The organism is Serratia sp. ID 25-353, assembly GCF_054792795.1.
In genome coordinates this window covers 5070971-5092966 of sequence record NZ_CM139236.1, presented here as the reverse complement: position 1 = coordinate 5092966, position 21996 = coordinate 5070971, and the positions used below count along the sequence as shown (strand labels likewise).

The window sequence follows — 21996 nt, the reverse complement described above, 5'->3', positions numbered from 1 at the left end:
CATGTCAGACCAAGCCTTGAAAATCGTCACTCTGCTCGGCAGCCTGCGCAAAGGCTCCTACAACGCCATGGTGGCCCGCGCCCTGCCTGGCCTGGCTCCACAAGGCGTCACCATTGAAGCGCTGCCTTCCATCCGCGATATCCCGCTGTATGACGCCGACATGCAACAGGGTGAAGGCTTCCCTGCCGCGGTCGAGGCGATCGCCGAACAGATCCGCCAGGCCGACGGCGTGATCATCGTCACCCCTGAATATAACTATTCCGTGCCCGGCGGGTTAAAGAACGCCATCGACTGGCTGTCGCGTTTGCCGAATCAGCCGCTGGCCGGCAAGCCGGTCGCCATTCAAACCAGCTCGATGGGGCCGATCGGCGGCGCGCGCTGCCAATACCATCTGCGCCAGATCCTGGTGTTCCTCGATGCGATGGTAATGAACAAGCCTGAGTTTATGGGCGGCGTGATCCAGAGCAAGGTCGATGAACAGGCCGGTGAACTGAGCGATCAGGGAACGCTGGATTTCCTGACCGGCCAGCTGTCCGCGTTCAGCGATTTTATTCGCCGCGTGGAGTGACCGTCTCGCGGCGCCCGCGGGGCGCCGCAACAGGACATGAAGTCCGTCAATTCATTGAAAATTAAAGCCATAGCATCATGTATTTTTTCATTTTAGCGTTATTTTTTGTTTCCATCACCAGTCCCGCTTTCGCCGCAGACATGCGTTATCCCGCCGGTGAAGAGCCGCTGGAGCTGCCGGCACACAGTGCGCTCAACGCTCAGCTGTCGCGATCCGCGCAAAACCAGGAAGACAAAAAGCTGGGCGCCATGTCGCTGTACCTGACGCTGATGCGCGAAGACGGCCGCAACGTCTGGGCGCCCTACCAGCTGGCGGTATCGTCGGCGGAGAAAGGCCAAACCGAGCTGGCGGAGCGCTACCTGCAGCTGAGCGCCGACCGCGGCCTGTGGTACTACTACAACCTGCTGGAGGACGACGCCTTCAACAGCATCCAACACTCCGCCACCTACCAATCGATCCTGGCCGCCACCAAAGCGCGCTATCTGCAGCACGCCCGCCACTATGAAGGCAAGGCCAGCTACGCGATGCCGGACGGCGAAGCGCCGCCAGAAGGCTGGCCAACGGTGATCTTCCTGCATACCTACGGCAAAGCCGCCGCCATCAGCCCGGAAGAACGGCTGCTGTTCGGCGAAATGGGCGTGGCCTACATCGAGATCAACGGCACGCAAATGCTGTCGGAAAACAGCTTCCGCTGGTCGAATTACAGCGATGAGAGCACCCACTCCGCCATTCAGCGTACGCTGCAACAGCTGGCTCCGCAGCTAAAGCTGAATACCCAACGGATTTACCTCAGCGCCCGCGGCCAGGGCGCACTGCACGCCGCCAACCTGATCGCGAAGTACCCGCAGTTTTATGCCGGCGCGCTCCTGATCGCCCCCAACGGCGAGATCAAGCCGGCCCAGCAGTCGCTGGCGGCGCAAAAGAAAATCGTGATGGCGTATTACGATCGGCAGAACTTCAGCGAGCAGGCGCTGGCATTACACTTCGCCAATCTGTTCGGGGAGGATAATCAGGTGCAGACGCTGCACTTCGCCCAGGGCGAGGATGCCGCCGGCAGTTGGCAGGCGCGCTTCAGGCGACCGTTGCAGTGGGTGTTGGATCGGGCGCCGGATGCGACGCCGGGCGTCTAGGGGTTCAGGGCCGACAGGCGTCGGCCCTTTGGCGGTCAATGACCGTCGACGAAGACGATCTTCAGCACGAACAGCAGCGCCACCACCACCACGCACGGGCTGATTTCACGCCAGCGGCCGGTGCCGAGCTTCATCACGCAGTAGGAGATAAAGCCGAGCGCAATGCCTTCGGTGATCGAGAAGCTGAACGGCATCATCACCGCGGTGACAAACGCCGGTACCGCTTCGGTCAGATCGTCCCACTTCACCCGCGCCAGGCTGGAGGTCATCAGCACGCCGACGTAGATCAACGCGCCGGCGGCGGCGTAGGCCGGCACCATGCCCGCCAACGGCGACAGGAAGATCACCAGCAGGAACAGCAGGCCGGTGACCACCGCCGTTAAACCGGTGCGGCCGCCGACGGCGACGCCGGACGAACTTTCGATGTAAGCGGTCACGGAAGAGGTGCCCGCCAGCGAACCAGCCACCGAGCTGATGCTGTCTACGTACAGCGCCTGCTTCATGCGCGGGAATTTGCCCTGGCTGTCGGTCAGGCCGGCTTTATCGGTGACGCCGATCAGGGTGCCGGAGGAGTCGAACAGGTTCACCAGCATAAACGAGAAGATGATCCCGGCCAGCCCGATGTTCAGCGCGCCGGCCACGTCGACTTGGCCCACCACCGAGGTGATGCTCGGCGGCAGGGAGAACAGGCCGCCGTATTTCACGTCGCCCAGCATCCAGCCGATCAGGGTGGTGACCACGATTGACACCAGCACCGCCGCATGGAAGTTGCGCGAAGAGAGCACGGCGATGATGAAGAAGCCGAGTGCCCCCAGCAGCACATTGTGCGAGGTCAGGCTACCGATGGTCACCAGCGTGTCCGGGTTGGCCACCACGATGCCGGCGTTTTTCAGCCCCATCATGCCGATGAACAGACCGATGCCGCTGGTGATGCCGACCCGCAGGCTGACCGGTATGTTGGCGATCATCCAGTAGCGGATGCGGAAAATGGTCAGCAGCAGCAGGCCGACCGCCCCCCAGAAGATGGCGCCCATGCCCACCTGCCAGGAGATGCCCATCGCCCCGACTACCACGAAGGCGAAGAAGGCGTTCAGGCCCATCGCCGGCGCCAGCGCCACCGGCAGGTTCGCCAGCAGGCCCATAAAGATGCTGCCAAAGGCGGCGATAAGACAGGTGGTGACAAATACCGCCTGGGTATCCATGCCCGCCGCGCCCAAAATTTGCGGGTTAACGAACACGATATACACCATGGTGAGGAAGGTGGTGATACCGGCAATCGTTTCCGTACGCGCCGTCGTGCCATGTTGCTTGAGTTTAAACACGCGCCCAAGCAAGCCTTGCTCAGCGTCAAGGCCAGATACTGGTTTGGTCATTATCAGAATTCCGAAAATGGGAATGGACAGTCGCCGGCTATCCTATAACAAAAAGTGGGGCTTTTGACGCCGGTCACAGGTTTTTTTCGCCGTCTTTACGGCTAAACGCCTCAACGGCTTGTATTTACAGGCATTCATCCCCCGTTGCCGCCCGCTGCGTTGCCGTTTGCCGGCACGGCCGATAAAATGGCCTATCGCATCTCTTACCCTACCCGCTAAAAAAACAGGAATCCGCATGTCTTCGACCTTTATCGATAAGCTCGCGTTGATCGCGCTGAAAGATGACAAAGTGGCGCTGGTGCGCTCACATAATAAGACGCTGTTTTATATGCCGGGCGGAAAACGCGAAGCGGGTGAAACCGACGAACAGGCGCTGTGCCGCGAAATCGACGAAGAGCTGACCGTTGCGCTGCTGCCGAACTCCATCGCATTTTACGGCGAGTTCGCCGGCCCGGCGGACGGCAAACAGGACGGCACCCAGGTGCGCATTCGCTGCTACCAGGCCGACTTTACCGGGCAGTTGCAGCCGGCCGCCGAAATCGCCGAGCTGAGATGGTGCGACAGCCGCGACTTGCCGCACTGCTCGCACGTCGCCGCACTGATTTTGCACGATCTTAAGGCGCGTAGCCTGATCAAGTGATCGCTGAGCGGCCTCAGCGGCGTTAACCCGAAGGAACCTGTCCCGCATGAATCAGATTGACTGCATTTTGTTCGACTGCGACGGCACGCTGGTGGACAGCGAAGTGCTGTGCAGCAAAGCCTATGTACACATGTTCGCCCACTACGGTATTCACCTGTCGCTGGAAGAGGTATTCAAGAAATACAAAGGGGTGAAGCTGTACGAGATCATCGATCGGGTCAACGCCGAGCAGGGCACTGACCTGGCAAAAGAGACACTGGAGCCACTGTATCGGCAGGAAGTCGCGCGGCTGTTCGACAGCGAATTACAGCAGATTGCCGGCGCCCGCGAGCTGCTGGCGCAGGTGACGGTACCTGTCTGCACCGTCTCCAACGGGCCGGTCAGCAAGATGCAGCACTCGCTCGGCCTGACCGGCATGCTGCCTTATTTTGATGACCGGTTGTTCAGCGGCTATGACATTCAGCGCTGGAAGCCGGATCCGGCGATCGTGTTTCACGCCGCCGAACAGATGCAGGTGCCGGTGACGCGCTGCATCCTGGTGGACGACTCGCCCGCCGGCGCCCAGGCCGGCATCAACGCCGGCATTCCGGTCTTTTACTTCTGCGCCGATCCGCATAACCCGCCGATCGATCACCCATTGGTAACGACCTTTGACAACCTGGCTCAGCTGCCCGCGCTGTGGCGCGAACGCGGCTGGCGGCTGACGGCCGATTAACTGGCCGGCAACGGCGGCTTGTTGCGCCACCAGCGCCAGGACCGTTTTAGCGCGCGGGTTTGCGCGCCGAAGCGGCGGTTGACCGCGTTGGCCAGCAGATCGAGCGCCAGACAGAACACGAAATAGACCAGCGCCACGAACAGGAACACTTCCATCGGGTAGACCATGCTGCGGTTGTTGACCTGGGTCGCCAGAAAGGTCAGTTCGCCAACGCCGACGATATAAGCCAGCGAGGTGTCTTTGATCAGGGAGATCCACTGGTTGATGAACGACGGCACCATCATGCGCAGCGCCTGCGGCAGCACGATCATGCGCAGCGTCTGCCAACGGGTCAGCCCCAGAGAAAGCCCGGCCTGCCACTGGCCGGGACCGATCGCGGCGATGCCGGCCTTCACCGCATGGGCCAGATAGGCCGAAGCGATCAGCGCCAGCGCGCACACCACGGTAGTGATTTCCGGGATCTCGACGCCAAACACCATCGGCAGCAGGAAATAGGTCCAAAAGATCAGCATGATGACCGGAATGGCGCGGAAAAAGCCCAGCACCGCCGCCAGCAGCCCGGCGGCGACGCCGCGCGACATCGCCAGCGCCACGCCGAATAACGTGCCGAGCACCGCCGAGGCTACGCCAGCCATCAGGCTGATCGCCAACGTCAGCGCGGCGCCGCCTAATGGGCCATCCGGCCAGGTGCCCCACAGCAGGTAGCCCAGGTTATCGTGAATTACGCTGAAATCCATCTCAATGTCCTCCCAGGGGTTTACGCTGTTGGCGCCACATGCCCCAGCCTTCCAACAGCGCGATGATGGCGATATACAGCACCGTCGCCACGCCGAACGCCTGGAAGGTGCGCAACGTTTCGGTTTCGACCTGGCGCGAGGCGTAAGAGAGTTCGGCAACGCCGATTGCCATGGTCAGCGACGAGTTCTTGATCACGTTCATGTATTGGCCCAGCAGCGGCGGCAGCGCGATTTTCAGCGCCTGTGGCAGTACCACGTAGCGCATCGCCTGCCAGCCGGTCAGCCCCAGCGCCTGCGCGGCATATTTCTGCCCGCCGGCGACGCCGCGAATACCGGAACGGATCTCTTCGGCGATAAAGGCGGTGGAGTAGAGCGTCAGGCCGAAGAAACCGGCGAGAAACTCGAACGACGGCCACTCAAGCGGGCCAACCTGATGTGAACTGTTCAGCCATTGCATGGCGGCGGACGGCAGGATCTGCCCGGCGGCGAAGTACCAGAAGAACAGCTGCACCAGCAGCGGCGTATTGCGAAACAGCGAGCTGTACCCCATCGCCAGCCAGCGCAACGGCCGCAGGCTGCTGTCGCGCATCGCCGCCAGCACAAAGCCCAGCAGCGTGGCCGCCAGGCCCGCGCAGGCGGAAAGCCACAGCGTCAGCAGAAAGCCGTGCCACAGCCAGCTCAGGTATTGCGGCGCCAGCAGCCAGTCCAGGTTCATGTTCAATCCTTGTTTTGCAGAATGCATCAGGGGCGCAGCAAGCTGCGCCCCTCCGTGCCGATCTCAGCGCGAGCGGTTAAATCAGGCTTTCGGTTGCTGATCCAAAGGCGCGATTTTGAAATCGCCGCGCGGTTGGGCGGATTGGGTTTCCGGCCCGAACCAGCGATCGTAAATCTTAACCGCTTCGCCGTCTTTTTCCAGCGTGATCAGCGTCTCGTTCACCGCGGCGGTCAGGCGATCTTCGCCCTTGGGAATGCCGACGCCCTGGTATTCTTTGGTGAGACTGAACGGCGAAATTTCAAATTCCGCCTTCTGTGCCGCCGGCAGGTTGCCGAGCAGGCCGACCAGCTTGGCGTCATCCTGAGTGATCGCCTGCACGTTGCCGTTGCGCAGCGCCACGAACGCCAGCGGGGTGTCATCGTAGGAGATCACTTTCGCCGTCGGGAAACGCTCGCGCAGGGTGATTTCCTGCACCGTGCCCTTGTCCGCGCCGATGCGCAGCTTCTTGATGTCTTCCGGGGTTTTCAGCACGCCTTTGCGGGCGATGAATTTCTGGCCGGTGGCAAAGTACGGCACGCTGAAGTTCACTTCCTTGGCGCGCTCGTCGGTAATGGTGAAGTTGGCGGCGATCAGGTCAACCTTCTTCGACACCAGCAGCGGAATGCGGTTGGCCGGGTTGGTGGCGCGCAGCTCCACTTTTACCCCCAGCGCTTTGCCGATCGCGTCGGCGACATCCACATCGTAGCCCACCAGCTTCTTGCTCTGCGGATCGATGTAGCCGAACGGCGGGTTGCTGTCGAACACCGCGATGCGCACCACGCCGGCTTGCTTGATATCGTCAAGTTTGTCCGCGTGCGCGGCGCCGGCGGCGAGGCCGGTCAGACTGGCTAACAACGTTAAGGCCAAAGCGCGATGTTTCATAGAAAGCTCCTAAGTGGTTGATGTCCTGCTGGCGGATAAGCTAGCAAGCGCCACATAGGTCAGGAAATAATATAAAAAGCTATATTTATAACCTTTTTATCTTTACGCGCTTAAGATGGAATAAAGGCGCGGGAAACCGCGCCTTTGAAGGATATTACCCGGAAAGAGTTAGTCGGCTTTTTCGTCTTTAGCGCCCGGAGAGAGCAGCTTTTCCAGGGCGTCGCCACCCAAATGACGGAAGTCCTGCCCTTTGACAAAATAGAAGATAAATTCGCAGATGTTCTGGCAGCGGTCGCCGATGCGCTCGATAGAACGGGCGCAGAACAACGCGGTCAGCACGCTCGGGATGGTGCGTGAGTCTTCCATCATGTAGGTCATCAGCTGACGCACGATGCCTTCGTATTCCTGGTCGACCTTTTTATCTTCGCGGTAAATACGGATCGCCTCGTCCAGATCCATGCGCGCAAACGCGTCCAGCACGTCGTGCAGCATCTGCACAGTGTGGCGCCCCAGCGATTCCAGGCTGACCAGCAGCGGCTGGTGCTGGTGCGAGAACTTCTCCAGCGCGGTGCGGCAGATTTTGTCCGCCACGTCGCCGATACGCTCCAACTCGGAAATGGTTTTGATGATCGCCATGACCAGGCGCAGATCGCTGGCGGTCGGCTGACGCTTGGCGATGATGCGCACGCAGGCTTCGTCGATCGCCACTTCCATCATGTTGACCTTGGCGTCGCCTTCGATCACGCGCTTGGCCAACTCGCCATCCTGATTATGCATCGCGGTGATGGCGTCGGTCAGCTGTTGCTCCACCAGCCCGCCCATAGTCAGCACCTGGGTGCGGATATGCTCGAGCTCTGCGTTGAACTGGCCGGAAATGTGTTTGTTTAAATTCAGGTTATCCATGATGCTTCCTATCAACCATAACGGCCAGTGATGTAGTCTTCAGTCTGCTTTTTCTGCGGCGCAGTGAACAGGTTATCAGTATCACTGAACTCGATCAGCTCGCCCAGATACATAAATGCGGTAGAGTCGGAGCAGCGCGCCGCCTGCTGCATGTTGTGCGTTACGATCACCACGGTGTAATCGGCCTTCAGCTCGCTGATCAACTCTTCAATCTTGCCGGTGGAGATCGGATCCAGCGCCGAGCAAGGTTCATCCAGCAACAGCACTTCCGGACGAATGGCGATGCCGCGGGCGATGCACAGACGCTGCTGCTGGCCGCCGGAGAGGCTGTAGCCGCTCTGGTGCAGCTTGTCCTTGGTTTCGTTCCACAGCGCCGCCTTGGTCAGCGCCCACTGCACGCGTTCGTCCATATCGGCGCGCGACAGCTTTTCAAACAGGCGAACGCCGAAAGCGATGTTGTCGTAAATCGACATCGGGAACGGCGTCGGCTTCTGGAACACCATGCCTACCTTGGCGCGCAGCAGCGCGATATCCGAGTTGTCGGTCAGGATGTTCTGGCCGTCCAGCAGGATGCCGCCTTCCGCGCGCTGTTCCGGGTACAGCTGGTACATCTTGTTGAAGGTGCGCAGCAGGGTGGATTTGCCGCAGCCGGACGGGCCGATAAACGCGGTGACCTTGTTCTTGGCGATATCCAGCGTGATGTTCTTCAGCGCATGGAATTTGCCATAGTAGAAGTTCAGATCGCGTACCTGAATTTTGCTGCTGGAAGCGTCAGTAACCATACTCATCAAGACTTCTCTCTTTTCATCAGCGCCGCCAAAACGGCGCTCAAAATTTTATGAATGCTTTTTCTTGGCGAAAACCACGCGCGCCAGGATATTCAGTAACAGTACGCACAGGGTGATCAACAGCACCCCGGCCCAGGCCAGCTGTTGCCATTCGGCGAACGGGCTCATGGCGAATTTGAAGATGGTCACCGGCAGGTTGGCGATCGGCTGCATCAGGTCGGTGCTCCAGAACTGGTTCGACAGCGAGGTGAACAGCAGCGGTGCGGTTTCCCCCGCGATGCGCGCAATCGCCAGCAGCACGCCGGTGATGATGCCGGACACCGACGCCTTCAGCGTGATGGCGGAAATCATGCGCCATTTCGGCGTGCCCAGGGCGTAGGCGGCCTCGCGCAGCGTATCCGGCACCAGCTTCAGCATGTTTTCGGTGGTGCGAATGACGATCGGCACCTGCAGCAGCGCCAGCGCCACGATACCGGCCCAACCGGAGAAGTGTTCCATCTTCGCCACCACGATGGTGTAAACGAACAGGCCCACCACGATCGACGGTGCGGACAGCAGGATATCGTTGATAAAGCGGATCACTTCCGCCAGCCAGGATTTACGGCCGTATTCCGCCAGGTAGATGCCGGCCATGATGCCCAGCGGTGTACCGAAGAGGGTCGCCCACAGGATCAACAGGCCGCTGCCGGCGATGGCGTTGGCCAAGCCGCCGCCCGCGGTATTCGGCGGCGGGGTCATTTCGGTGAACAGCGCCAGCGACATACCGTCGAAGCCTTTGGTGACGGTGGCGATCAGGATCCAGATCAACCAGAACAGCCCGAACGCCATGGTCGCCATCGACAGGAACAGCGCGAGGCGGTTTTTTTGCCGGCGCCAGGCCTGCATTTTGCGGCGGCTTTCCGCCAGAACGACTGCGTTTTGCATATCCATCGTCGCCATGTTAACGCCCCTCATTCTTGGCCAGACGCATGATCATCAGTTTCGACAGCGCCAGCACGATAAAGGTGATAACAAACAGAATCAGGCCCAGCTCCATCAACGCGGCGGTGTGCACGCCGGACTCGGCTTCGGCGAATTCGTTGGCCAGCGCCGAGGTGATGCTGTTGCCCGGCATGTACAGCGAAGCGCTGTCGAGCTGGTAGGTGTTGCCGATGATAAAGGTCACCGCCATGGTTTCCCCCAGCGCACGGCCCAGGCCCAACATCACGCCGCCGATGACGCCGTTTTTGGTGAACGGCAGCACGATGCGCCAGATGACTTCCCAGGTGGTGCAGCCGATGCCGTAGGCCGACTCTTTCATCATTACCGGGGTCTGTTCGAACACGTCGCGCATGACCGCAGCGATGTAAGGAATGATCATGATCGCCAGGATCACCCCGGCGGCCAGGATGCCGATGCCGAAGGCGGGGCCGGAGAACAGCTCGCCGACGATCGGAATGCCCGACAGCACTTCGCCCACCGGCGTCTGGAAGTATTCGGCGAACAGTGGAGCGAACACGAACAGGCCCCACATGCCGTAGACGATGCTCGGGATGGCCGCCAGCAGTTCAATGGCGATGCCCAGCGGCCGCTTCAACCAGTTCGGCGCCAGTTCGGTCAGGAACAGCGCGATGCCGAAACTCACCGGCACGGCGATGATCAGCGCGATAAGCGAGGTGACCACGGTGCCGTAGATCGGCACCAGCGCGCCGAACTGCTCCGCCGGCGCATCCCACTCTTTGGTCCACAGGAAGGCGAAGCCGAATTTCTGCATGCTTGGCCAGGAGGCGAAGATCAGCGAAACGATGATGCCGCCCAGCAACAATAGGGTAATCAGCGCAGCCAGTCTCACCAGCGCGCTGAAAATGATGTCACCGTTTTTGCCCGGTGCTTTGATGGTCGGCTTGTACTCAGCCATAGATTACTCTCTGTTTGAACCCTGGCAGCCCCAACCGGGATCGGAGCCTGAATAACTGTGTGGGGCGCGGCGAACCCGCGCCCCTGCGTTGTTAGTACAGCGCTTTACCTGAACTGTCTTTTACGTTGGTTTTCCAGGCCGCGCGCACCTGCTCAACCACTTCTGTCGGCAGGGTGGCGTAATCCAGCTCGTTCGCCTGCTTGGCGCCGGTTTTGTAAGCCCAGTCGAAGAACTTCAGCACTTCGGCGCCCTGAGCAGGGTTTTTCTGCTCTTTGTGCACCAGGATGAAGGTGGTGGAGGTGATTGGCCACACGTTGTCGCCTTTCTGGTCAGTCAGATCCTGAGCGAAGGTCTTGCTCCAATCCACGCCTTTGGCCGCGTTGCTGAAGCTCTCTTCGGTCGGGCTGACCGGTTTGCCGTCGGCGGAAACCAGCTTGGTGTAAGCCAGGTTGTTCTGCTTGGCGTAAGCGTATTCTACGTAGCCGATAGAGCCTGGCAGACGCTGAACGAAGGCGGCGATGCCGTCGTTGCCTTTGCCGCCCAGACCGGTCGGCCAGTTAACGGTAGAACCGGCGCCAATCTTCTCTTTCCACTGCGCGTTGGCCTTGGACAGGTAGCTGGTGAACACGAACGAGGTGCCGGAACCGTCGGCGCGGCGCACCACGGCGATGTTCTGGTCAGGCAGTTTCACGCCTGGGTTCAGCTTGGTGATAGCCGGGTCGTTCCATTTTTTGACGTTGCCCAGGTAGATATCGCCCAGGGTTTTACCGTCCAGAGTCAGTTCGCCGGATTTGATGCCCGGGATATTCACGGCCAGCACCACGCCGCCGATCACGGTCGGGAACTGGAACAGGCCGTCGGCCGCCAGCTTGTCGTCAGACAGCGGGGCATCGGAGGCGCCAAAGTCAACGGTGTTGGCCACGATTTGCTTCACGCCGCCAGAGGAGCCGATGCCCTGATAGTTAACTTTGTTGCCGGTTTCTTTCTGATAAGAATCTGCCCACTTGGCGTAAACCGGAGCGGGGAATGTCGCACCTGCACCGGTCAGGCTGGCAGCAGCGAACGCGGACACGGCGGTCAGGGAGAAGGTCGCTGCCACAATACTGGCGACGGTGGTACGCATCAGTTTCATAATCCCTCCTAATGGGATACTTAAAATCGACTTCGAGTCGTTTTAATCAGAGTAAGTATTGCTGCAGGAGGGAAAATAGGACAGTTTGGTGACAGAAAAATGTACGCAATATGACAGTTATATTACAGTGTATTTGAGGAGTAATGATTTATATAAAAATCAATTCGTTAAATCAAAAACAGCGCAATTGCCAAGCAATAAAAAAACCGTTTTGGCGCGGCCTATCCGCTTGAATATGACAACGTTTATCCCTGAATAGGCGCCGCAGTCATCTTTCGCGTTGCTCATGAAAAAAGCCGGCGCTAAGGCCGGCTTTTGCAGTTTACCTGCGGCAGATTACTCTACGGTGACAGACTTCGCCAGGTTGCGCGGCTGGTCAACGTCGGTGCCTTTGATCAGCGCCACGTGGTAAGACAGCAGCTGCAACGGCACGGTGTAGAAGATCGGCGCCACGATTTCCTCGACGTGTGGCAGAGGAATGATGGTCATGCCTTCGCTGCTGACGAAACCGGCGTCCTGATCGGCGAACACGTACAGCTGGCCGCCGCGCGCGCGCACTTCTTCAATGTTGGACTTCAGCTTTTCCAGCAGTTCATTGTTCGGCGCCACCACGATCACCGGCATATCGGCGTCGATCAGCGCCAGCGGGCCGTGTTTCAGCTCGCCCGCCGCATAAGCTTCGGCGTGAATATAGGAGATCTCTTTCAGCTTCAGCGCCCCTTCCATGGCGATCGGATACTGATCGCCGCGGCCGAGGAACAGCGCATGGTGCTTGTCGGAGAACCCTTCCGCCAGCGCTTCGATCTCTTTATCCATCGACAGCATCTGCTCGATGCGCGCCGGCAGCGCCTGCAGGCCGTGCACGATCTCCTGCTCCACGCTTTCCGCCATGCCTTTCAGACGGCCCAGACGTGCCACCAGCATCAACAGCACGGTGAGCTGCGTGGTGAAGGCTTTGGTCGAAGCTACGCCGATTTCCGTGCCGGCCTTGGTCATCAACGCCAGATCGGATTCGCGCACCAGCGAAGAACCCGCCACGTTACAAACGGCCAGCGAACCGAGATAACCCAGCTCTTTGGACAGGCGCAGCGCCGCTAATGTGTCGGCGGTTTCGCCGGATTGCGACAAGGTGATGATCAGGCTGCCTGGACGCACCGCCGATTTGCGGTAACGGAATTCGGACGCGATCTCGACATCGCATGGCACGCCGGCCAACGCTTCAAACCAGTAGCGCGCCACCATACCTGAGTGGTAAGAAGTGCCACAGGCGATAATCTGCACGTGCTGCACCTTGGCCAACAGCTCATCGGCACGCGGGCCCAGCTCGCTCAGGTTGATTTGGCCATGGCTGAAACGCCCTTCCAGGGTGTTTTTCAGCGCCAGCGGCTGTTCGTAGATCTCTTTTTGCATGTAGTGACGGTAAGCGCCCTTGTCGCCGGCGTCATACTGCACCTGGGATTCGATCTCAGGGCGCTCGATGGCGTTGCCCTGCTTGTCGAAGATGTTGACGGTGCGGCGAGTCACTTCCACCACGTCGCCTTCTTCCAGGAAGATGAAGCGGCGGGTGACCGGCAGCAGCGCCAGCTGATCGGAAGCGATGAAGTTTTCCCCGACGCCGCGGCCGATAACCAACGGGCTGCCGGAGCGCGCAGCGACCAATACGCTCGGATCGCGGCTGTCCATCACCACGGTGCCGTAGGCGCCGCGCAGCTGTGGGATCACGCGCTGAACCACTTCCAGCAGCGTACCGCCTTGCAGTTGTTCCCAGTGCACCAGGTGCGCAATCACTTCGGTGTCGGTTTCGGAGCTGAAGCGATAACCGCGTTCGATCAGCAGTTCGCGCAGCGGTTCGTGGTTTTCGATGATGCCGTTATGCACTACGGTAATGTAGTCGGAAACATGCGGGTGCGCGTTCGCCTCGGTCGGTTCACCGTGCGTTGCCCAACGGGTGTGAGCGATGCCGGTACCGCCGTGCAGATCGGTCTGCTCCGCCGCTTCGGCCAGTTTTTGTACCTTGCCTACGCGGCGCAGGCGGCTGACGTTGCCTTTCTCGTCGACCACTGCCAGACCGGCGGAGTCATAACCGCGGTACTCGAGACGACGTAAACCTTCCAACAGGATTTCTGCGATATCACGTTGCGCTACTGCGCCTACAATTCCACACATCAGTTATATTCCTAATGAACGCCCTTCATGGGCGCTTTCGATGCCTTGACCTGATTTTTGCCGGTTTTTACCGTGCGTCCCCCGAGCCTGTAGATGGTGGGGTTATTATGTTTTGTATTGGGCTCGTGAACGGAGCCCAACGCAAAACACACTATGACTTCTTCTTCACCGGACGTTGCCAGCCCTGAATGTGCACCTGCTTGACGCGGCTCAGCACCAATTCGTTCTCGGCGATATCGCGCGTCACCGTGGTGCCGGCGGCGATGGTGGAGCCTTTGCCGACTGACACCGGCGCCACCAGCTGAGTATCGGAACCGACGAATACGCCGTCGCCGATCAGCGTCTTGTGCTTGTTGGCGCCATCGTAGTTGCAGGTGATGGTGCCGGCGCCGATATTCACGTCATCGCCGATTTCGGCATCGCCCAGGTAGCTGAGGTGGCCGGCCTTGGAGCCTTTGCCCAGACGTGCTTTTTTCATTTCTACGAAGTTGCCGACGTGGGCCCCTGCCGCCAGCTCCGCGCCTGGGCGCAGGCGGGCGAACGGCCCCACGGTGCAGTCGGCCTCCAGCACGCTGTCTTCCAGCACGCTGTAAGGGCTGATCTCGCAGTCATCGCCAATCACGCAGTTTTTCAGCACGCAGCCGGCGCCGATTTTCACTCGGTCGCCCAGCTTGACGTGACCTTCGATAATCACATTAGCATCAATAGTGATGTCGCGGCCGTGAACAAGTTCCCCGCGCAGATCGAAACGCGCCGGATCCAGCAACATCACGCCGGCCAACAACAGCTTTTCAGACTGTTCCGACTGGAAGACGCGCTCCAGGGTCGCCAGCTGCAGGCGGTTGTTTACGCCTTCCACTTCACTCAGGCGCGACGGGTGCACAGCCTCGATTTTTTTGCCGTCGGCATGGGCCAACGCAATGATATCGGTGATGTAAAACTCGCCCTGTGCGTTGTCGTTATTCAACATCCCCAGCCAGCGCTTCAGATCGCGTCCGTTCGCCACCAGGATGCCGGTATTGATTTCGTTAATCTGGCGCTGCGCCTCGCTGGCATCCTTGTGTTCGACGATGCCCACCACGTTGCCCTGCTCGCGCACGATACGGCCGTAACCGCTCGGATCGTCCAACTTGACCGTCAGCAGACCAATGCCACCCTGCGGCTTGGCCGCCAGCAGGCGTTGCAACGTATCTACGGAGATCAACGGCACGTCGCCGTATAACATCAGCACGTCTTCATCGTCGGCAAAGTGCGGCGCAGCCTGCTGCATTGCATGACCGGTACCCAGTTGCTCGGCCTGCAGCACCCAGTTCAGCGCGCCGTCAGTCAGCGTGCTTTTCAACAAATCGCCGCCGTGGCCGTATACCAGGTGAACATGTTGCGCGCCCAGTTTCATCGCGGCATCAATGACGTGCTGCACCATCGGCTTGCCGGCCAAAGGATGCAACACTTTGGGAAGATCGGAATACATGCGCGTACCCTTGCCTGCGGCGAGGATGACCACGCTCATTGCGCTGTTCGACATAAGCAACCTGATAACTCCATTTTGATAGACGAAAGTAAAACCGTTTAGCGACGATATTACTACATATTTCTCATCACGAACCCGGCGCAGACCGCGTGGGTCTTGGCCTGCCGCTATCGCGGCCAATTCGGCGTCGGGACGAAAAAACTGTCGGCGATCGGCGACGTTTATTTCCCGATATCAGGGGTTATACACCACACTGTCCGCCGGGATGAAATGCTTATTTTAAAGCAAAAAAAAAGCGACCCTATAGGCCGCTTTCTTAAAGTTGGGTGCAGAACACCCAAACATTACATCGCTTTTCTGGTGAGCTCGATAACGCGCAGTTTTGCGATCGCTTTCGCCAGTTCAGCGGATGCCTGAGCATAGTCGACATCGCCATGAGAGCTGCGAATGTGTTCTTCAGCTTTACGCTTAGCTTCCAACGCTCTCGCTTCGTCGAGGTCAGTACCACGGATAGCAGTGTCCGCCAGCACGGTAACCACGCTCGGTTGCACCTCAAGGATGCCGCCGGACAGGTAGATGAACTCTTCTTCACCGTGCTGCTTAACAATACGCACCATGCCAGGCTTGATGGCAGTCAGCAGCGGCGCATGGCCAGGGAAGATCCCCAGTTCACCTTCGCTGCCTGTCACCTGGATCTTCTGCACCAGGCCGGAAAACATCTGTTTTTCCGCGCTGACTACATCCAGATGGTAAGTCATAGCCATATCACCCTCCTCTCAAGGCGTTACAGTTTCTTGGCTTTTTCCACTGCTTCTTCAATGGTGCCAACCATGTAGAACGCCTGCTCCGGCAGGTGGTCATAGTCGCCGTCCATAATGCCTTTGAAACCACGGATGGTGTCTTTCAGCGATACGAACTTGCCCGGAGAACCGGTGAAGACTTCTGCCACGAAGAACGGCTGAGACAGGAAACGTTGGATCTTACGCGCACGGGATACGACCAGTTTGTCTTCTTCAGACAGCTCGTCCATACCCAGGATCGCGATGATATCTTTCAGTTCCTGGTAGCGTTGCAGAATGGACTGCACGCCACGCGCTACGTCGTAGTGCTCCTGGCCAACAACCAGCGGATCCAGCTGACGGCTGGTGGAATCCAGCGGGTCAACGGCCGGGTAGATACCCAGAGAAGCGATGTTACGGCTCAGTACCACGGTTGCGTCCAAGTGCGCAAAGGTGGTGGCTGGTGACGGGTCAGTCAAGTCATCCGCAGGAACGTAAACGGCCTGTACGGAAGTGATGGAACCGGTCTTGGTCGAGGTGATACGTTCTTGCAGAACGCCCATCTCTTCCGCCAGCGTTGGCTGATAACCTACCGCGGATGGCATACGGCCCAGAAGTGCGGACACTTCGGTACCGGCCAGGGTGTAACGGTAGATGTTGTCAACGAACAGCAGAACGTCACGGCCTTCGTCACGGAATTTCTCCGCCATGGTCAGACCGGTCAGCGCAACGCGCAGACGGTTACCTGGTGGCTCGTTCATCTGGCCGTAAACCAGGGATACTTTGTCCAGAACGTTGGAGTCGGTCATTTCGTGGTAGAAGTCGTTACCCTCACGAGTACGCTCGCCCACACCCGCAAACACGGAATAACCGGAGTGCTCGATCGCGATGTTACGGATCAGCTCCATCATGTTTACGGTTTTACCTACGCCCGCACCACCGAACAGACCGACTTTACCGCCCTTGGCGAACGGACAAATCAGGTCCATTACCTTGATACCGGTTTCCAGCAGTTCCTGGGAGCTGGACAGCTCTTCGTAGCTCGGCGCCGCGCGGTGAATCGCCCAACGCTCTTCTTCGCCGATGTCGCCTTTCATGTCGATCGGTTGACCCAATACGTTCATGATACGGCCCAGGGTAGCTTTACCCACCGGCACTTCAATCGGGTGGTCCAGGTTGTTCACTTTCAGACCGCGACGCAGACCGTCGGAGGTCCCCATTGCGATACAGCGAACCACGCCACCGCCCAGCTGTTGCTGAACTTCCAACACCAGTTTTTCGGTGCCGTTTTCTACCTCAAGGGCGTCGTACACTTTTGGTACGGCATCCTGAGGGAACTCGACGTCCACCACGGCGCCGATTACCTGGATAATCTTTCCAGTAGCCATCTTGAATCCTCTACGTAATTCGTAAACCTAGCTTAAACCGCGGAGGCTCCCGAAACGATCTCGGTGAGTTCCTGAGTGATGCTGGCCTGACGCGCCTTGTTGTATACCAACTGCAGCTCTTTGATCAGGCTACCGCCGTTATCGGTTGCGGCTTTCATCGCGACCATTCGTGCGGCCTGCTCGCTGGCCAGGTTTTCCACGACGCCCTGATAAACCTGCGACTCCACATAGCGGCGCAGCAAGGTATCAAGCAGCACTTTTGGATCGGGTTCATACAGGTAATCCCAAGGCGTTTTCTTCAGCTCTTCGTCATCGGCTGGCGGTAACGGCAGCAGCTGAAGCACCTGCGGCTCTTGGGACATCGTATTAACAAATTTGTTGCTGACAATGTACAGCTTGTCCAAACGACCTTCGTCGTAGGCCTGCAGCATCACTTTCACCGGCCCGATAAGATCCGACAGGGAAGGTTTGTCCCCCATGCCGGTCACTTGGGCAACCACGTTGCCGCCCACGGAGCCAAAGAAAGAGGCCGCTTTAGAGCCAATCAGCGCCAAATCGGTTTCGACGCCTTTTTCGGACCAGGCTTTCATCTCCGCCAGCAGCTTTTTGAACAGGTTGATGTTCAAGCCGCCGCAGAGACCACGGTCAGTAGACACCACCAGATACCCGACGCGCTTAACGTCACGCTCATCCAGGTACGGGTGCTTGTACTCCAGATTCCCTAACGCAAGGTGACCAATCACTTTGCGCATGGTCTCTGCATAAGGACGGCTGGCCGCCATGCGATCCTGCGATTTACGCATTTTGGAGGCGGCGACCATTTCCATCGCTTTAGTGATCTTTTGCGTGTTTTGCACGCTAGCGATCTTACTACGTATCTCTTTTGCGCCGGCCATCTCTGCTTCTCCTCAGTGCCAGACGGCCTGCTGTCTTTCAACAGCAGGACCGTTCGGCGTTACCAGGACTGGGTTTTCTTGAAGGTCTCGAGGATGTCTTTCAACTTGCCCTCGATCTCGTCATTGAAGTTGCCAGTTTGGTTGATGTGGTTCAGCAGCTCGGCGTGCTCGCGGTCCGCATAGGCGACCAGCGCGGCTTCGAAGCTCACCACTTTGGCGACTTCGACGTCGTTCAGGTAACCGCGTTCTGCGGCAAACAGCACCAGAGACTGTTGTGCGACCGACATCGGCGCATACTGTTTCTGTTTCAGCAGCTCGGTCACTTTCTGACCGTGGCTCAGCTGTTTGCGGGTCGCGTCGTCCAGATCGGAGGCGAACTGAGAGAACGCAGCCAATTCACGATACTGCGCCAGCGCGGTACGGATACCACCGGACAGTTTCTTCATGATCTTGGTCTGCGCGGCGCCACCAACACGGGATACGGAGATACCCGGGTTAACTGCCGGACGAATACCGGAGTTGAACAGGTTGGATTCCAGGAAGATCTGACCATCGGTAATCGAGATTACGTTGGTCGGAACGAACGCGGAAACGTCACCCGCCTGGGTTTCAATGATCGGCAGTGCGGTCAGTGAACCAGTTTGGCCTTTAACTTCACCTTTGGTGAAGGCTTCAACGTATTCGGCGTTAACGCGCGCTGCACGCTCCAGCAAACGGGAGTGCAGGTAGAATACGTCGCCTGGGTAAGCTTCACGACCTGGCGGACGACGAAGCAGCAGGGAAATCTGGCGGTAAGCAACGGCCTGTTTGGACAAGTCATCGTACACGATCAGCGCATCTTCACCGCGGTCACGGAAGTATTCGCCCATTGCGCAACCGGCGTATGGTGCCAGGTATTGCAGTGCAGCGGATTCGGAAGCGGTCGCCACCACCACGATGGTGTTGGCCAGTGCGCCGTGCTCTTCCAGTTTGCGTACCACGTTAGCGATGGTGGACGCTTTCTGGCCGATAGCCACGTAAACGCATTTGATGCCGGAGTCGCGTTGGTTGATGATCGCATCGATCGCCAGCGCGGTTTTACCGGTCTGACGGTCACCGATCACCAGCTCACGCTGGCCACGGCCGATTGGAATCATGGCGTCAACGGATTTGTAGCCAGTCTGAACCGGCTGATCAACGGACTGACGCTCGATAACGCCTGGCGCGATAGCTTCTACCGGAGAGAAACCGTCGTTCTCAATCGGGCCTTTGCCGTCGATTGGCGCGCCCAGGGTGTTAACTACGCGGCCCAGCAGACCACGACCGACTGGAACTTCCAGGATACGGCCGGTACATTTAACCTTCATGCCTTCGGCCAGATCCGCGTACGGACCCATAACCACGGCACCGACGGAGTCGCGCTCCAGGTTCAATGCGATTGCGTAACGGTTGCCTGGCAGCGCGATCATTTCGCCCTGCATAACTTCGGCCAAGCCGTGTACGCGGATGATCCCGTCGCTGACGGAAACGATAGTACCTTCATTGTGAGCTTCGCTCACTACATTGAACTGAGCAATGCGCTGCTTGATCAGTTCGCTGATTTCGGTGGAATTCAGTTGCATGCTCCAGTCCCCTTAAGACTGCAAGACGTCTGTCAGGCGTTCAAGACGACCGCGAACGCTGCCATCAATCACCATATCGCCGGCGCGAACAACGATGCCGGCCAGTACAGACTTGTCAATTTTGCAATTCAGCTTAACTTTGCGTGACAGACGTTTTTCCATCGCAGCGGCGATTTTCGCCTGCTGTTCGTCGCTCAGCGCGCTCGCAGAGAGCACTTCGACTTCGACGGTGGATTCCAGCGAGGCGCGCAGTTCGATGAACTGCTGCAGCACGGCAGGAAGAACCAGTAAACGTCCATTTTCGGCCATTACACGGATAAAGTTCTGGCCATGTTCGTCGAGCCGATCGCCACAAACCGCGATGAACGTCTTGGACAGCGTTTCTGGCGCAACTGCGCCAGACAGCAGTTCAGAAATCTGTTCATTGCGAGTGACTTCAGCAGTAAACGCCAGCATTTCCTGCCAGCGCTCTACGCTTTGGTGCTCAACGGCAAAGTCAAAAGCTGCTTTGGCGTAGGGGCGAGCTACAGTTACAAATTCAGACATCAGCCCCTCCCTCCTTACAGTTCAGCGACCAGTTTATCAACGATGTCGCTGTTAGCAGCTTCATCCACGGAACGTTCGATGATCTTCTCGGCGCCGGCAATTGCCAGCATCGCGACTTGCTTACGCAACTCTTCACGAGCGCGCTTACGTTCGGCTTCGATCTCAGCCTGAGCCTGCGCCACGATTTTGTTACGTTCCTGCTCGGCTTCGGCTTTCGCTTCATCCATGATCTGAGCTTTGCGTTTGTTCGCTTGCTCGATGATCACCTGAGCTTCTGCTTTAGCAGTTTTCAGCTGGTCGGTCGCATTGGCTTGCGCTAAGTCCAGATCTTTTTTGGCACGCTCTGCAGAAGCGAGGCCGTCAGCGATTTCTTTCTGACGTTTCTCGATGGCAGCCATGATCGGCGGCCATACGTACTTCATGCAGAACCAGACAAACAGAACGAACGCGATGGCCTGGCCGAGGATTGTTGCGTTAAGATTCACAGCACAATGCCTCTTTAAAAGTTAATAGTTTGGTTACGTCGTAGAGGGTTGCTCTACTTACGCGACGGCGAACATCACGTACAGACCCAGACCTACAGCGATCATCGGGATGGCGTCGACCAGACCCATAACGATAAAGAACTGTGTACGCAGCAGAGGAATCAGGTCAGGCTGACGAGCAGCGCCTTCCAAGAATTTACCACCCAGGATGCCGATACCGATCGCAGCACCGATTGCCGCTAAACCCATCATCACAGCGGCAGCCATGTACAGCAGATCCATACTCAGGTTTTCCATGACAGTCTCCAGTTTGTTTCAGTTTAAAAGTGCAAGTGTTTTAAGAAAATCAGTGCTCTTCAGACGCCATCGACAGATAGACGATCGTCAGAACCATGAAAATAAAGGCTTGAAGCGTAATGATCAGGATGTGGAAGATAGCCCAAGGCAAGCTCAGGACCCACTGTGACCACCACGGCAACAGGCCGGCAATCAGGATGAAGATCAACTCACCCGCATACATGTTGCCGAACAGTCGCAGACCCAGTGAAACAGGTTTGGACAGCAGGCTGACACCTTCAAGAATCAGGTTGATAGGAATGAATACAGGGTGGTTGAACGGCTGCATGGTCAACTCTTTAACGAACCCGCCAACGCCTTTCATTTTGATGCTATAGAACAGAATCAGGATAAACACGCCCAGCGCCATAGACAGCGTGACGTTCACGTCAGCGGTAGGCACGACGCGCAGCGCAGGCAGACCGAGAACGTGGGTGCCGAGATAAGGCAGGAAGTCAACCGGGATAAGGTCCATCAGGTTCATCAGGAACACCCAGACGAACACGGTCAGTGCCAACGGCGCAATCACCTTGCTCTTGCCGTGGTACATGTCGCGCACGCTGCTGTCGACGAAACCGACCACCAGCTCCACGGCGGTTTGCAGTTTACCCGGCACGCCGCTGGTGGCGTTTTTGGCCACTTTACGGAAGATCACCAGGAAGAGCGCCCCGAGGACGACGGAGAAAAACATCGAGTCGAGGTTAATCGACCAAAACCCAGTCCCGACCTGAAGCTGCGTCAGGTGGTGACCGATATACTCCTGTGGAGTCAAGACTTCTCCTGCAGACATGATGCCTCTTACCCTTATT

At 58.2% G+C, this 21996-nt stretch carries 23 protein-coding genes; 4 read left to right on the top strand and 19 right to left on the bottom strand.

The window, feature by feature from the left end; translation table 11 throughout:
* The first annotated feature begins 1 nt into the window (after nt 1).
* Both ACYF6X_RS24350 and ACYF6X_RS24345 read left to right on the top strand, forming a co-directional pair.
* The gene (locus ACYF6X_RS24350) at nt 2-568 is read left to right on the top strand and encodes an NADPH-dependent FMN reductase (RefSeq protein ID WP_025304752.1); all 567 of its coding nucleotides are present in this window, start codon (nt 2-4) and stop codon (nt 566-568) included.
* Nucleotides 569-645: 77 nt separating this feature from the next.
* Nucleotides 646-1698, top strand: a complete 1053-nt coding sequence (locus tag ACYF6X_RS24345) for an alpha/beta hydrolase (protein WP_063989175.1) — start codon at nt 646-648, stop codon at nt 1696-1698.
* Between the two features lie 35 nt (nt 1699-1733).
* Here the strand turns inward: ACYF6X_RS24345 and ACYF6X_RS24340 are convergent, their stop codons facing one another.
* Nucleotides 1734-3071: an NCS2 family permease gene (locus tag ACYF6X_RS24340; RefSeq protein WP_063989176.1), complete on the bottom strand. Its 1338-nt coding sequence runs from the start codon at nt 3069-3071 to the stop codon at nt 1734-1736.
* A 235-nt stretch (nt 3072-3306) separates the two neighbouring features.
* Between ACYF6X_RS24340 and ACYF6X_RS24335 the strand changes: the two genes are divergently transcribed.
* Both ACYF6X_RS24335 and yieH read left to right on the top strand, forming a co-directional pair.
* On the top strand, nt 3307-3711 hold the full coding sequence (locus ACYF6X_RS24335; RefSeq protein ID WP_063989177.1) for an NUDIX hydrolase: 405 nt from the start codon (nt 3307-3309) through the stop codon (nt 3709-3711).
* Between the two features lie 46 nt (nt 3712-3757).
* The gene (gene yieH / locus ACYF6X_RS24330; RefSeq protein WP_063989178.1) at nt 3758-4426 is read left to right on the top strand and encodes a 6-phosphogluconate phosphatase; all 669 of its coding nucleotides are present in this window, start codon (nt 3758-3760) and stop codon (nt 4424-4426) included.
* On the opposite strand, the gene ACYF6X_RS24325 is transcribed toward yieH, so the two are convergent.
* From ACYF6X_RS24325 to atpB, 18 genes are all read right to left on the bottom strand, one after another.
* Entirely contained in the window at nt 4423-5163 is a 741-nt protein-coding gene (locus ACYF6X_RS24325; RefSeq protein ID WP_049200565.1) for an amino acid ABC transporter permease, read from the bottom strand. The two genes, yieH and ACYF6X_RS24325, sit on opposite strands and share 4 nt — an antisense overlap.
* A 1-nt stretch (nt 5164) precedes the next feature.
* Complete coding sequence (locus ACYF6X_RS24320; RefSeq protein WP_025304748.1) at nt 5165-5878, bottom strand: amino acid ABC transporter permease; 714 nt, start codon at nt 5876-5878, stop codon at nt 5165-5167.
* An 81-nt stretch (nt 5879-5959) separates the two neighbouring features.
* Complete coding sequence (locus tag ACYF6X_RS24315) at nt 5960-6799, bottom strand: ABC transporter substrate-binding protein (protein ID WP_063989180.1); 840 nt, start codon at nt 6797-6799, stop codon at nt 5960-5962.
* Between the two features lie 168 nt (nt 6800-6967).
* Complete coding sequence (gene phoU, locus ACYF6X_RS24310) at nt 6968-7702, bottom strand: phosphate signaling complex protein PhoU (RefSeq protein WP_063989181.1); 735 nt, start codon at nt 7700-7702, stop codon at nt 6968-6970.
* 11 nt (nt 7703-7713) lie between these two features.
* Nucleotides 7714-8484, bottom strand: a complete 771-nt coding sequence (gene pstB, locus ACYF6X_RS24305; protein WP_016929614.1) for a phosphate ABC transporter ATP-binding protein PstB — start codon at nt 8482-8484, stop codon at nt 7714-7716.
* A 54-nt stretch (nt 8485-8538) separates the two neighbouring features.
* Nucleotides 8539-9429: a phosphate ABC transporter permease PstA gene (pstA, locus tag ACYF6X_RS24300; protein WP_025304746.1), complete on the bottom strand. Its 891-nt coding sequence runs from the start codon at nt 9427-9429 to the stop codon at nt 8539-8541.
* Nucleotide 9430: 1 nt separating this feature from the next.
* Entirely contained in the window at nt 9431-10387 is a 957-nt protein-coding gene (gene pstC / locus ACYF6X_RS24295) for a phosphate ABC transporter permease PstC (protein WP_004933822.1), read from the bottom strand.
* A gap of 91 nt (nt 10388-10478) precedes the next feature.
* Nucleotides 10479-11519, bottom strand: a complete 1041-nt coding sequence (gene pstS / locus ACYF6X_RS24290) for a phosphate ABC transporter substrate-binding protein PstS (RefSeq protein ID WP_043140725.1) — start codon at nt 11517-11519, stop codon at nt 10479-10481.
* 336 nt (nt 11520-11855) lie between these two features.
* The gene (gene glmS, locus ACYF6X_RS24285) at nt 11856-13685 is read right to left on the bottom strand and encodes a glutamine--fructose-6-phosphate transaminase (isomerizing) (protein WP_049200563.1); all 1830 of its coding nucleotides are present in this window, start codon (nt 13683-13685) and stop codon (nt 11856-11858) included.
* A 151-nt stretch (nt 13686-13836) separates the two neighbouring features.
* Entirely contained in the window at nt 13837-15210 is a 1374-nt protein-coding gene (gene glmU / locus ACYF6X_RS24280) for a bifunctional UDP-N-acetylglucosamine diphosphorylase/glucosamine-1-phosphate N-acetyltransferase GlmU (RefSeq protein WP_063989183.1), read from the bottom strand.
* Nucleotides 15211-15500: 290 nt separating this feature from the next.
* Nucleotides 15501-15920: a F0F1 ATP synthase subunit epsilon gene (locus tag ACYF6X_RS24275; RefSeq protein ID WP_004933814.1), complete on the bottom strand. Its 420-nt coding sequence runs from the start codon at nt 15918-15920 to the stop codon at nt 15501-15503.
* Nucleotides 15921-15940: 20 nt separating this feature from the next.
* Nucleotides 15941-17323, bottom strand: a complete 1383-nt coding sequence (gene atpD, locus ACYF6X_RS24270; protein ID WP_004933813.1) for a F0F1 ATP synthase subunit beta — start codon at nt 17321-17323, stop codon at nt 15941-15943.
* Between the two features lie 32 nt (nt 17324-17355).
* A complete protein-coding gene (gene atpG / locus ACYF6X_RS24265; protein ID WP_004933811.1) occupies nt 17356-18219 on the bottom strand; it encodes a F0F1 ATP synthase subunit gamma in 864 nt (287 codons plus the stop codon).
* A 59-nt stretch (nt 18220-18278) separates the two neighbouring features.
* A complete protein-coding gene (gene atpA, locus ACYF6X_RS24260; protein ID WP_004933808.1) occupies nt 18279-19820 on the bottom strand; it encodes a F0F1 ATP synthase subunit alpha in 1542 nt (513 codons plus the stop codon).
* A gap of 12 nt (nt 19821-19832) precedes the next feature.
* Entirely contained in the window at nt 19833-20366 is a 534-nt protein-coding gene (gene atpH, locus ACYF6X_RS24255) for a F0F1 ATP synthase subunit delta (protein WP_025304741.1), read from the bottom strand.
* A 14-nt stretch (nt 20367-20380) separates the two neighbouring features.
* The gene (gene atpF, locus ACYF6X_RS24250) at nt 20381-20851 is read right to left on the bottom strand and encodes a F0F1 ATP synthase subunit B (RefSeq protein ID WP_004933804.1); all 471 of its coding nucleotides are present in this window, start codon (nt 20849-20851) and stop codon (nt 20381-20383) included.
* A gap of 57 nt (nt 20852-20908) precedes the next feature.
* On the bottom strand, nt 20909-21148 hold the full coding sequence (atpE, locus tag ACYF6X_RS24245; protein WP_004093904.1) for a F0F1 ATP synthase subunit C: 240 nt from the start codon (nt 21146-21148) through the stop codon (nt 20909-20911).
* Between the two features lie 49 nt (nt 21149-21197).
* Nucleotides 21198-21977 carry a F0F1 ATP synthase subunit A gene (atpB, locus tag ACYF6X_RS24240; RefSeq protein WP_025160299.1) on the bottom strand — a complete coding sequence of 260 codons (780 nt, stop codon included), beginning with the start codon at nt 21975-21977 and terminating at the stop codon, nt 21198-21200.
* Nucleotides 21978-21996: the final 19 nt, after the last annotated feature.